6 protein-coding genes are annotated in these 13,112 nt (G+C 44.8%); 5 read left to right on the top strand and 1 reads right to left on the bottom strand.

Annotation, left to right across the window (positions count from 1 at the left end):
* Nucleotides 1-13: 13 nt before the first annotated feature.
* From BMX50_RS04650 to BMX50_RS04635, 4 genes are all read left to right on the top strand, one after another.
* Nucleotides 14-1,489, top strand: a complete 1,476-nt coding sequence (locus BMX50_RS04650; protein ID WP_091208259.1) for a RagB/SusD family nutrient uptake outer membrane protein — start codon at nucleotides 14-16, stop codon at nucleotides 1,487-1,489.
* Between the two features lie 23 nt (nucleotides 1,490-1,512).
* A complete protein-coding gene (locus BMX50_RS04645; protein ID WP_091208255.1) occupies nucleotides 1,513-3,030 on the top strand; it encodes a SusE domain-containing protein in 1,518 nt (505 codons plus the stop codon).
* 31 nt (nucleotides 3,031-3,061) lie between these two features.
* Nucleotides 3,062-4,828 carry an endo-dextranase gene (locus tag BMX50_RS04640; protein ID WP_244280848.1) on the top strand — a complete coding sequence of 589 codons (1,767 nt, stop codon included), beginning with the start codon at nucleotides 3,062-3,064 and terminating at the stop codon, nucleotides 4,826-4,828.
* Between the two features lie 88 nt (nucleotides 4,829-4,916).
* Nucleotides 4,917-7,595: an alpha-L-rhamnosidase-related protein gene (locus BMX50_RS04635; RefSeq protein WP_091208251.1), complete on the top strand. Its 2,679-nt coding sequence runs from the start codon at nucleotides 4,917-4,919 to the stop codon at nucleotides 7,593-7,595.
* 352 nt (nucleotides 7,596-7,947) lie between these two features.
* Here the strand turns inward: BMX50_RS04635 and BMX50_RS04630 are convergent, their stop codons facing one another.
* Entirely contained in the window at nucleotides 7,948-9,021 is a 1,074-nt protein-coding gene (locus BMX50_RS04630; protein WP_091208248.1) for a hypothetical protein, read from the bottom strand.
* Between the two features lie 486 nt (nucleotides 9,022-9,507).
* Between BMX50_RS04630 and BMX50_RS04620 the strand changes: the two genes are divergently transcribed.
* On the top strand, nucleotides 9,508-12,996 hold the full coding sequence (locus BMX50_RS04620) for an ABC transporter permease (RefSeq protein WP_091208243.1): 3,489 nt from the start codon (nucleotides 9,508-9,510) through the stop codon (nucleotides 12,994-12,996).
* Nucleotides 12,997-13,112: the final 116 nt, after the last annotated feature.

The raw sequence follows: 13,112 nt of genomic DNA, 5'->3' as shown, positions 1-13,112 counted from the left end.
AAAGCATTAAGTAATGAAAATCAACAAATATATTATCGCTTTAGTGTTTACTACCGCCTTTGTAGGTTGCAAAAAGGATTTTTTGGATAAAGCGCCGCTTGATTCTGTAAACACTTCTAATTATTATAAAACAGCCGAAGATGCTGTGAATGCCGTAAACGCTGCTTATCAACCTCTGCAACGCCCCAAATTGTATAATTTCCGGATCTGGACTACCGATATCATGGCCGGTAACAGCATAACCGGCGCAGGTGGCGGTACCGACGGGATAGAAACCCAGGACGAACAAAACTTCGTAACCACATCGGCCAATGCCGGGGTACTTGATGTTTACCGTGGCCCGGCCCCCGGTATTTTACAATGCAACATTGTTTTGCAAAAAGTACCGGCCATTAGCATGGATGAAACCCTGAAGAACCGTGTATTGGGCGAGGCCAGGTTTTTACGTGCCCTTTATTATTTTAATCTCGTTCGTTTATTCGGCGATGTGCCGCTTATTACCAAACCACAGGTTGTAGGTGATGATCTGAAAGTAAAACGCGCACCTAAAGCGGATGTTTATGCGCTTATTATCCAGGATTTGACCGAGGCAATAACAGCACTGCCTGCCGCAAGCAGTTATAGCGGCGCAGATATAGGGCGTGCGTCCAAAGGCTCGGCCACTGGTTTATTGGCCAAGGTATATTTAACCCTGGGCGATTATCAAAAAACTGTCGATCTGTGTAAGCAGGTTACGGCGCTGGGCTACTCGCTCAACTCCAATTATGCTGATAACTTTTCGGCAACGAAAAAAAACACTGCCGAATCATTATTTGAAGTGCAGTACAGCGGTGCTACTACTTATGGCTTTTTCGATGATTTTAACCAGGCTTCCTGGACCAGTACCTTTACTGGCCCGCGCAATTCGGATTTTGTAGGCGGCGCGTACGGCTGGGACCAGCCAACGCAGGAGTTTGTTAATGATTATGAAAGCGGTGATCTGCGTAAGGACTTGACCGTACTATATCCTGACTGCCCGGCCTTTGATGGTAAAACTTACCTGGCATCATATTCTACAACTGGTTTTAATCTGCGTAAGTTCCTGGTTCCTAAATCAATCTCGCCGGATTATAATACCAACCCTGCCGATTTTCCGGTTTTGCGTTATGCTGATGTATTGCTGATGCAAGCCGAAGCAATGAACGAGCTTGGCCAGGCCGGTGCCGAAGCGCCTTTAAACCTGGTACGTAACAGGGCAGGCCTAGCAAGCGTGGCTGGCGGTTTATCAAAAGACGCCTTTCGTACGAAGGTGCTGCATGAACGCCGCATGGAGCTTGCATTTGAGGGCCAGCGCTGGTTTGACCTCATCCGGGTGAGCAATGGGCAATATGGGCTGGATTTTTTGCATTCGATAGGAAAAGTGAATGCTACTGCTAAGTTCTTGCTTTTGCCAATACCTCAGCAGGAAATTGATGCCAATCCTAATCTTACTCAAAACCCAGGTTATTAATCATCAAAATACAGATCATCACAATGAAAGCTTTAAATTTCAACGGCATATACGCGCCGGGATCAAAAAATATAAAACCTTCATGGCCGGCGCTAATGATGGCGCTCCTTTGCCTTTTTACTTTCTCATGTAAAAAAGATGCGATAACAGCAAAGGTGACATCCACGCCGGTATTAACAGCTTCGTCGAATGCGGTAGTGCTTACGCGTGATAATGCGGCAAAGCCGGCGCTTACCTTAAACTGGTCGGCAGCTAATGTACAGGGTATGCAGGGATCGGTAACCTACTTTTTGCAGTGGGATATTAAGGGGAACAGTTTTGCCAATGCTGCTACTATTAAATTAGGAAAAGACACGCTGACAAAAGCCTATACCCAGGAGGCCCTGAATGATATGTTCATTACCTTGCCCGTTGCTACGGCTACCGCCGTGGAGATGCGTTTGGTTACAGCTACCTCGGATGGCTCGGTATCACCATTTAACTCCAATGTTGTTGCGCTTACAATAACTACCTATTCAAAAACCATCCCGCCGCCTTACAGCCAGTTGTGGATGGTTGGCGATGCCACGCCAAAAGGCTGGGACATAGGCAATGCAACACCAATGGTTCAGGATGGCAACGATCCTTACCTGTTTACTTACACTGGAGTATTGGTAGCCGGCGAGTTTAAGATTGCAACTGTTAAGGATTTCGGCGGAGCTTTTTATCGCCCGTTGGCAAATCATCCTGCTCTTACCGAAACAGCGGTACAGGTGGGCAGCGGAGATCCGGACAATAAATGGCAGATAAGTGCGGCACAAGCCGGTAATTATAAAATTACCCTGAATCTGCATACCAATACTATCAGTATAGTCAGTACCGATCCGCCTAAAGCGCCTTTCAGCCAGTTATGGTTATTAGGCGATGCTACACCCGGCGGCTGGAGCCTCGATGCTGCCACTCCATTAACTGTTGATGCCAACGACTCGTTTATATTTACCTGGACCGGCCCACTGACGGTTGGCGACTTTAAAATAGCAACAGCCAAAGATTTTAATGCGCCGTTTTACAGACCAACTACCAACGCACCAGATATGTCGGCAACTTCGGTACAACTCAATGCCGGCGATCCGGACAACAAATGGCACATTGCTACGGCCAGTACCTATAAAATTACGCTGAATTTGCATACCAGTACCATTAGCATCGTCAACACGGTTGTAACTACTCCACCTTACACCGCGTTATGGATCATTGGCGATGCCACGCCGGGTGGATGGAGTTTGGATGCAGTCACACCGATGGTGAAAAGCGCTACCGATCCGTTTGTGTTCAGCTGGACAGGGCCCCTGGTAGCTGGCGAGTTCAAAATAGCAACAGCTAAAGATTTTGGTGCCAAGTTTTATCGCCCGGTGGCCGATCATCCGGCCTTATCTGCAACAACAGTTCAGCTAAGTGCCGGCGACCCGGATAATAAATGGATAGTTACCGCTTCAACAGCCGGTAACTATAAAATAACACTCAATATGAAAGATCTGAGCGTAGCTATCGTAAAACAATAATCAATTGAAAACAGGAAATAAAATACTTGAAATGAAAATATACAGCGCAGGCGTATTGATGATGCTGGCAGCTATTAGCTGTGGATGCAAGAAGGATAAACTGGTTGATAATACCGACCTGATAAAAACAATAACTACAACCAACCTTGCCGGTATCAGTACGGATAAAGCTTTTTACAAACCCGGCGATGAAATCGTTTTTACGCTCGATAAAGCGTTACCTGCTACAGCAAAAGTAAGATATAAGCAGTCGGGCACCATTGTACAATCCGCAACGGTAACCGGCACATCATGGAAGTGGACAGCTCCCACCGCGGATTTTACCGGTTATATGGTGGAGCTTTTTGATACGGTGAATGGCCAGGAAAAAATCTACGGAACTATTGCTGTCGATGTATCGTCAGATCCGGCACGCTTTCCGCGAAACGGATTTTTATCGGCCTATGGTAAATTGAGCGATGCCGATATTAAAACAGTAATGAGCTCATTGAACCGTTATCATATGAACTATGTACAGTTTCAGGATTGGGAATATAAACACCACGAACCCCTCGCTGGTACAGTGGCCAAGCCCGATGCCAGCTGGAAAGATATAGCCAATCGTGATAATTATCTTGCAACTGTTCAGGGTTACATTACGGCGGCGCACAGTTACAACATGAAAACCCTGCATTATAATCTTGCGTACGGGTCTTTGAATGATGCAGCGGCAGATGGTGTAAATGAGCAATGGTATCTGTTTGATGATGCAACCCACTCTGAAAAGGAGGTGGCCTCACTGCCGCAGCCGCCGTTTAAAAGCGATTTGTATATTATGGATCCTTCAAATACCGGCTGGCAGCAATACTTAGCGGGTAAAACCAATGACATGTATAAAGTGTTCAATTTCGATGGTTATCAAATTGATCAGTTGGGTAACCGCGATAAAACCTTGTATAACTATAGCGGCGGAACGGTTGATCTGCCAACGGCTTTCAATTCGTTTATAAAGGCGATGAAAGTGGCATCGCCAACAAAAAGTTTGGTGATGAATGCGGTAACACAGTATGGCCAGCCGCAAATTGCTGATGCCCCGGTTGATTTTCTGTACTCGGAGGTATGGCCCCCCAATGAGGGATATAAAGATCTGGTCGATATCATTAAAAGCAATGATGCCCTCACCGGCGGTACTAAAAAAAGTGTATTGGCCGCCTACATGGATTATGACCTGGCAGCTAACCCAGGTTATTTTAGTACCCCGGGCGTTTTATTTACCGATGCAGTGATCTTCGCTCATGGCGGCTCGCACCTGGAGCTCGGCGAACATATGCTGGGCAAGGAATATTTCCCCAACAATAACCTGCAAATGCGCGACGATCTGAAAGTCGCGATGGTTAGCTATTATGATTTCTTAACCGCCTACGAAAATTTACTTCGCGATGGGGGCACATTTAACAATCCGGCTATTACGCCGGGCGATAGCCAAACCAAGCTCAATAACTTTCCGCCGCAAACAGGGCAGGTATCGGTAATTGGTAAAGATTTTGGTAACAAACAGGTTATTCATCTTATTAACTTTGCTAATGCTGCAAGTTTTGACTGGCGCGACCGTAACGGAACACAAGCCGTTCCGCATCCGGTTAGCAACGGCCGTTTTAATTTTACATCTGCTAAGACCGTTAAGAAAATCTGGGTAGCATCGCCGGATATCGATGGCGGAGCATCTAAAGACGTTGCCTATACCCAATCGGGCAATGCCGTTACTTTTACATTACCTATGCTAAAGTATTGGGATATGATAGTAGTTGAATATCAATAATAAAATAGGTCACTTTACTCTTTTTATTCCGCCGGGCTTGTTACACTGTCCCGGCGGAATGTTGTGTTTATAATCAAAATATGTTTAAATGAAATATTCTGTTCCTATAGTTATCAGTTTATTGCTAAAAACTGTTTGCGTAAATGCGCAAAATACAAAACCCATATACACCTCCGGTGCATATACTATTTATCCGGATAGGGTTGTGCAGGATAAATACACAGCAATAGCGGCATCGCCAACTGATCTGAAATCCAATTTCCAAAGCCCCGCCAACCTGTTTAAAAGCCCGATGGTTGATTTTAAGTTTAGCATCAACGGTAAGGATAATGAAATGCTATCAGGCAATGATCATCATTTTATTTGCTCAGGCACCAATAACGACACCCCTCTTATCAGGTTCGGACAGTCTGATGCCGATAAGAAGACTGTACCCCAAGGTCTTTATTTGAAACCATCCTCGCAATTCAGGATCCGTGTAGACATGCGTGCGGTGTTAGACGCGTTTACGACCAAGGGTTATTATACCTGTTTCAATGGCGACAAGATCTATAAAGATGATTTCAAAGGTGTATTTGTTGCAGGCAGTGCTGCCCCAATGATATGGGATTTTAATAACCTGATCAATCATCCCGAATTGGAGTTGAAAGATCCCGACGGGGATGGCATCTACGAAACCACTTTAGTATTAAATAAACCAGGGGATGTAAGCAGCACGGCATCAGCATGGAAACTGGATAAGGACCTGAGTGCCTTCCCTCAATATCATTCAACTTATCAGTTATCCGACGCGCTTTATAACCTTGCCCTGGATGAAATGCAGAATGCTGTTGAACCAGATAGCACATTTAGAACAGGGAAGGAGTGGAGCGGGGTATGGACACGGGATATCAGCTATAGTATTATTCTTTCTATGGCGGTTTTGCAACCCAAAGTAGCTATGTACAGCCTGATGCGAAAAGTAAAAAACGGTCGTATCATCCAGGACACGGGCACGGGGGGAGCCTATCCGGTATCGTCAGACAGGATGATCTGGGCTGTTGCCGCCTGGGAGGTGTACAAAGTAACCGGCGATAAGGCATGGCTTGAAAAAGTGTATCCCATCATTAAAAAATCGGCAGCAGATGACGCACTGAACGTATATGACAGGCAAACGGGCCTTGTGCGAGGGGAATCGTCCTTTTTAGACTGGCGCGAAGAAACCTACCCAAGATGGATGCAACCGGCAGATATTTATGAATCGGAATGTTTAGGCACCAGCGTTGTTCATTACCAGGTGAACAAAGTTTTGGCTGCAATGGCCGGGTTGCTGGGGGATGGTAAAGCTGTTTCAGGCTATCTTCATCAGGCTGATTTAATAAAAAAAGGACTTGATCATTTATGGCTGACTGATCAGGGCTATTTCGGCCAATACTTGTATGGCCGGAACAATAAAATCGTATCGCCGAGGTCGGAAGCATTAGGTGAGGCCCTTGCTGTGTTATTTGATGTTGTGGATGCCGGTAAGCAACAACGTGTTATCAACAGTACACCGGTGAATGGATTTGGTATTCCTTGCATCTATCCGCAGATTCCTGATATTTTGCCATATCACAATAACGCGGTGTGGCCTTTTGTTGAAAGTTACTGGGCTATGGCTTCCGCAAAAGCGGGTAATGAAACCTCGCTTATGCGGGCTATTGCGGCTATTTATCGCCCGGCCGCCCTGTGGCTTACCAATAAGGAGAATTTTGTGGCCAGTGACGGCGACTTTGCTGGCACCCAAATCAATAGCAGTAATATGTTATGGAGCTTATCGGGCAATATCGCATTGGTATATAAAGTGTTATTTGGTATCCATTATAATGAAGATAATCTGGTGCTTGCACCCTTTGTGCCTAAGGCATTGGCCGGTGAGCGCTCGTTGCTTCATTTTAAATACCGTAATGCTGTGTTGGATATCGACATGGCCGGTTATGGCAATCAAATTAAACGCATAACGCTTGATGGTAAAACAATAACAGAAGCTATAATCCCTGCCGACTTACAGGGAAATCATAAGATTAAGATCGAACTTATGAACAATACCTTTGCCGGAAAAAGCAATTTAGTTCCGGATTATACAGCACCCGAAACTCCGGCTGTTACTTACTACAAGGGCAAACTAACCTGGCCTAAAGTACAAAATGCCATAAGTTACAGGGTGATCAAAAATGGGAAACTACTTGCTGTAACTCAATCACTAACTTTTAAAGTAAATGCCGATACATATGGAGAGTACCAGGTGATTTCCATAGATGCTAAAGGTGTAGCCTCTTTTGCAAGTGAACCTGTTTTCGTTATCCCTGCCAATTCACAACAGATCATCGGTGCTGAAACCGTTGCAGATAAGTCAAACCTTCCTTACCTGGGTTTTACAGGTAGTGGCTTTGTAGAAATCAGCAAAACCATAAATACCACCCTAAATATACCGGCAAATATTACCAAAGACGGTATTTATATAATAGACCTGCGCTATGCTAATGGCAACGGGCCTATTAACACCGAAAACAAATGCGCCATACGCACGCTGACTGTTGATGGGCATTTTGCCGGAACTGCTGTATTGCCGCAACGTGGTAAAGGCGAATGGAGTAATTGGGGATATAGCAACGGGATAAGGATTAAACTAACCAAAGGCAAGCATCTTATTGCGCTATGTTTTAAGGATGCTAACGAGAACATGAATGTTGATATTAATCAGGCTATGATCGATCATATCCGTTTGATAAGGATTAGCGATAATTGATACCTTTTGATTGGAAGTTGATATTCAGAGATCAGTACTCCTCCGAAAAATATGCTTTATTTGAACTACGCTCAGGTGAGATGGAGCTATTTTTAGTTGATTAATTTAAATATTGCAAGGCGTTCTGTATTAAATACAGAGCGCTTTGCAATATTAACTTGCTTAGTTATCTAAGTCCTCCCAATTTTGGGTTTGTTTAAGATTAGGTGATGTTCAGCAAAAAATATTTATCGGATACTTGTATAAGTATGAAGAACGCTAAAATCATACATGCAATCAAGCATGTCGAAATGTCCAAAATGTGTCGCTTCAGGTAATGAGCTTATTGTTCGGATTTACTTCTTTGCAGGTGTTACTTTGTTTTCTCCGATTGGATATACGCACGGGTAGCTATGCCAAAAACTTTTTTGTCATTGCTGAAAAAATAGAAACTTTGCCTGGTAGTATTGCCGTTATTGTAATTTAGTTCGATGCAGTATCCGTCCAGCTTATAATTACCTGCTTTATTTTTACTGGAATAAGCTGTTACATTAGCGCCCGAACCGTTATAGCTTCCCCCGCCGGTACTTTCATAGGTGAACTGTCCGCTATTGTTAAACGTGATATCCGTCGACGACACGGTTATCGAACCGCCACCCATAGCTGTATTACCTCCTCCAGTTAAAGAATTGTAGGATGCATTCAACTTTTCATTTGGAGTGGCAGGGGTTGCCCAGGTCCACCAGCCACTTTTCCATTCTTCGGGTTTACCGGGCAAACCATTTTTGCTGCCCCGGTTAACGGTTATTATTTTTCCGTTGATTTTCCAGGTGCCCCATTTTTCCGGTTCCTGCTCCTTTGATTTTGCTACATCCAGATCATAAGGGCTTACGTCCGGATTTTGGTACATCATGCCGTTTTTTAATAAAAGGTAAGGTCTCCACACTATAAGAACCATTCCGCCTACACCAATGCCTGTTTCGCTATGCAACGCCATGCCCGCTATATCGCCTGCAGACAGACCTTTTCCTGGTGCGGTTGTAGGTGACGGCAGCCTTGGGCTATTTGATTTTGTTGTAACCGGATGCTGAACACCAGCATTAGAAACTGCCGCATTTACAGGACTTTTCTGTGTTTCCTGCTTCATTAGCCCCGCGAAATGACGGGTTGCCGTATTAAGTGAAGTCCCCTGAGCACCCGGAGCCCATATAACTTTGCCAAGCCGGATAGCATTATCGGGCAACTTGTATGCTATGTACATAATACCCCATTTTTTGTTTTGTTGATCGGTCGCCATTACGGTATAAGTTGCTGCCGATTGTACATATTTTGCTATAGGTGCCGGCGACATCGAAGGTTCTGAGTAACCGGAAGCCTGCAGGTCCTTCACAGAGAAAGCCTTGATCCATTCCATAAGGTTGCTAACCTGCTCTGTTTTAAGAGGCATGATATCGTATTCTAAATTACCGTCTGGCGGCGTAAATTTATATCGCCCGCTGACTTCTTCCATATTCCACCCGGAAATTGGCGGTAAGCTGGTTTGGGAAAAAAGTAATAAGGGGAATAGTAAGCAAATAATAAGGAAGCAAGGATATTTCATCGATAAAAGTTTATGCTGCCTGATAAAAAGCAAATTTCAGACCAAGTCTTACTACTTATTTTAAAAAGGGCGATAGAAAAATAGTTTGAAAATCACACCTCACCCTTTGGCTTCATTGTGGTTGTAGTGATAGCAGCTATTCCGGCATTTACGCATTTTTATACTAAAGTTCTCCTTGCCTTAATGAGTGGGAGCCTTAGGTTTGGCCCGGCCGGAAGCGAACAAATAACTGTCCGTTTTTGTTACACTTAAACGGATTTATAAGATGTATTTATTTGTTTTTCAGTTATATGTACTTTGGGATAAAGTATTGCTTTAACGTATAGCTTGAAAATGTTCACACTCCACATGCACCTCTATGACCTCGCTTTATTGGCTGTGGTTTTTGTTGGTATGCCTTTTAGCCTGATGCTGTTCTGTGTTAAAAGAGGAAATAAACGTGCCAACCGATATCTCGGTGTGATCCTGCTTATCATCATCCTGGATATGATCCGGGTTTTAGGCGCACAAATTTATCCGACAACCTTCCCCCAAAATACGGGCCTGACAGTGCCTGGATTTTCTTTAGCATTGGGCCCCCTTATATACTTTTATGTATCTGCCATAACGAAACCTAACTGTAAACTTCGTTACATCAGCTTGTTCCATTTTATCCCATTTCTGGCAGAGGCTATCTTAGCGTTTTATTATAAAATGAGTCTCCGGGATGGAATCACCGCATTTTGTTTACCGATATTTATATCCGTTGGCATTTATTTGTTTGCCGCCCGCAACCGGATCAAAGACTATTTCCGCGAGTTAAAGTTTAACGGTGCAGACCGGTTCCGGCATAGACTGCGCTGGCTGAATAATTTATTGTCATGTTTTGCATTGTCATGGTTATTATCGGTACCGGTGCTGATCGTCGTTTGGCTATATAATAATGCCGGGATGATCCCCGTACTTAGTATTATATATTTCCTTTACGCTGTGCCGGCGATAGTTGCGGCAGGAATGGTGATTTTAGAACCTGAAATCAGTTTGCCTGCAGAAGACCCTTATTTCTTGAGGTTGCAGCCCGACGAATCCCAGCGTAGGGGTAGCTGGCTAAAAAAAGTTGTAAAGGAAGCAGGGTACTACAGGGATCCTGACTTAAGCTTGACCTCCCTGGCTGCAAAACTGGAATTAACCACCCACGAATTGTCACGGCTCATCAATACTGTGCTTAAAACGAATTTTAATGATTTCATTAACGCTTACCGTGTAGCAGACATTGTAAGTAAGATGAAAGACAAAGCTTACGAGCACATCACCCTTGAGGGAATTGCTTATGATTCTGGTTTTAACTCGCCAAGAACATTCCATCGCGCATTTAAACAGCTGACGGGAGAAACGCCCGCAGCCTACAAAAAACAACTGCCATCTTATAATATGGCATATGGTTCACGACGCCCGGTAATAATTTCGGACCAGGTAAACCGTAATCATATGTTTAAGAATTATTTAAAGATAGCCTGGCGCAATTCGGTCAGGCACAAAGCTTCCTCATTTATTAATATCTCCGGGCTCGCCGTTGGCATGGCCGTGGCTATGCTGATCGGCCTGTGGATATGGGACGAAGTATCGTTCAACAAATTTAACACCGGTTACGACCGCATTGTACAGGTAATTGCTAATAAACATACCGGCGGCGGCCTGGTGTCGCAATCCTCGTTGCCTTTGCCTTTATCCGCAGAACTACGCAGAACGTATGGAAGTAATTTTAAGCAGATTGCCGCGGCCCTTACTTTCGAGCAAAATATCAACTATAATAACCATGCCTTTTCAAGGACGGGCTGTTATACCGAACCGGCATTTACTGATATTATCACTCTGAAAATGATCAGGGGATCGAAAACTGCATTTAATACACGCGGCACTGTATTAATTGATGAATCACTTGCAAGGACGCTATTTGGCGATAAAGATCCGGTAAATAAAATAATTAAGATCAACGATATTTACCTGGTACAGGTGGGCGGGGTATACCAGGACCTGCCGCCGAACACGCAGTTTAGTAATGTAGATTTTATCGCACCGATAAATATCTTGTTTCAAAATCCCGGAGACATGAATAATTGGTACGATAGCTCGTTCCAGATTTTTGCCTCGTTAAATTCTGGTAGTGACATACAACAACTATCGCATAAAATACAAAGCGTCCTTTACGAACACGCAAAAGATGCTGCCAGGCCAGAGCTGCTGCTTTTCCCGATGCGGCAATGGCATCTCTATGAATTCAAGGACGGCGCTGTCGTGCCTGGACGCTTACAGTACGTATGGCTTTTTGGCGTCATCGGCGTATTCGTGTTATTGTTGGCGTGCATCAATTTTATGAACCTTAGTACTGCGCGGAGCGAAAAACGCGCAAAAGAAGTGGGCATACGTAAAGCCATAGGCTCTCTACGCGGTCAGCTGATAGCGCAATTTCTCAGCGAATCTTTTTTAATAGTTGCCGTGGCGTTTCTGATTGCCGTCGTTTTAGCCTGGCTGGCTCTTCCTCTTTTCAATAATGTATCGGGCAAACAGCTCAGTCTGATCTGGGACGAGCCGCTGGTGTGGTTAATATGTTTCTGCTTTTGCCTGTTGACCGGCCTTATAGCAGGAAGCTACCCGGCTATTTATTTGTCGTCTTTTAACGCCGTTAAAGTATTAAAGGGAACTTTCAGAGTTGGCCCTGCAGCCTCGGTGCCCCGTAAAATATTGGTGGTTATTCAATTTGCTGTTTCTGTGGCTATGATTGTAGGCACCATCGTTGTTTTCAAACAAATTCAATTCGCCAAAAACAGATCGGTAGGATATAACCGGGATAACCTTGTATCAATTCCTTACAACGCTATCAAGGGATATGGTGCTTTCCGCGAAGAACTGCTGAGAACCGGTGCTGTATCCGGCGTGTCAGCGTCATCTAACCCAATGACAGGAATCTGGTCTGGGGCAGATAATCTGAGCTGGCGGGGAAAGGATCCCAACCGGCAGGAAGAATTTGGTACGGTGCTGATTGAACCCGATTTTGGCACTGTTGTCGGCTGGAAAATGAAGGAAGGCAGAAGTTTCTCCAGCGAGTTTTTAAGTGATTCGTCGGGATTCCTGTTTAATGAAGCCGCCATCAGGCAAATGGGACTGAAAAATCCGGTGGGAGAGACCATTAAATGGCACGGCAAAGACTGGAAAGTGCTGGGTGTGGTAAAAGACATGGTCATGACCTCGCCGTTCGATCCGATCACGCCGGTGGTGTTTTTAATGGATGACCGGCAGCGCTCTTTCAATGTGGTCAACTTGAAACTCAATTCGGGGCTGCTGGCTGCTCAGGCACTCGCCAGGGTAGAAGCGGTTTTCCGGAAATTTGCTCCGGAGGCGCCATTCAACTATAAGTTTACTAATGACGAATACGCCCGAAAATTTATGGCGGAAGAACGTACAGGAAGGCTTGCATCAGTATTCGCCGTGCTTGCCATTTTCATATCCTGCCTCGGTCTGTTCGGGGTAGCATCCTTCGTCGCAGAGCAGCGTGTTAAAGAAATAGGCATCCGAAAGGTGCTCGGAGCATCAGTGTTTGGCATCTGGGGCTTACTATCGAAAGAATTTGTGGTGCTGGTAGGTATCGCTTTACTTTTTGCAATCCCGCTTTCCTGGTATACAATGCACCAGTGGTTACAACATTATACATATCGCACAGAGCTGTCATGGTGGATATTTGCATTCACCAGCACAGGTGCCGTAGCCCTGACGATGTTGACAGTTAGCTATCACAGTTTCAAAGCGGCCCTGGCCAACCCGGTGAAAAGTCTTCGTTCGGAATAAGGTGCGGCAATTCAAGCCCGCTCTCGGAGCTTCGTGTAAGCGTCGATGAGCGGGCAATATTATTATGAATGTGACTTTAGGTGCCAAAAGCAACCTTGATTGGCTGTTTACTGAAA

The organism is Mucilaginibacter gossypiicola, from assembly GCF_900110105.1.
Lineage (GTDB): Bacteria > Bacteroidota > Bacteroidia > Sphingobacteriales > Sphingobacteriaceae > Mucilaginibacter > Mucilaginibacter gossypiicola.
This window is presented reverse-complemented; position numbering and strand designations above follow the sequence as displayed.

What these genes read in the sequence shown, in the direction of transcription:
- BMX50_RS04650 (WP_091208259.1), top strand. Translation starts at nt 14, where the DNA reads ATGAAAATCAACAAATATATTATCGCTTTAGTGTTTACTACCGCCTTT.
- BMX50_RS04645 (WP_091208255.1), top strand. Translation starts at nt 1,513, where the DNA reads ATGAAAGCTTTAAATTTCAACGGCATATACGCGCCGGGATCAAAAAAT.
- BMX50_RS04640 (WP_244280848.1), top strand. Translation starts at nt 3,062, where the DNA reads ATGAAAATATACAGCGCAGGCGTATTGATGATGCTGGCAGCTATTAGC.
- BMX50_RS04635 (WP_091208251.1), top strand. Translation starts at nt 4,917, where the DNA reads ATGAAATATTCTGTTCCTATAGTTATCAGTTTATTGCTAAAAACTGTT.
- BMX50_RS04630 (WP_091208248.1), bottom strand. Translation starts at nt 9,021, where the DNA reads ATGCCTCTTAAAACAGAGCAGGTTAGCAACCTTATGGAATGGATCAAG.
- BMX50_RS04620 (WP_091208243.1), top strand. Translation starts at nt 9,508, where the DNA reads ATGTTCACACTCCACATGCACCTCTATGACCTCGCTTTATTGGCTGTG.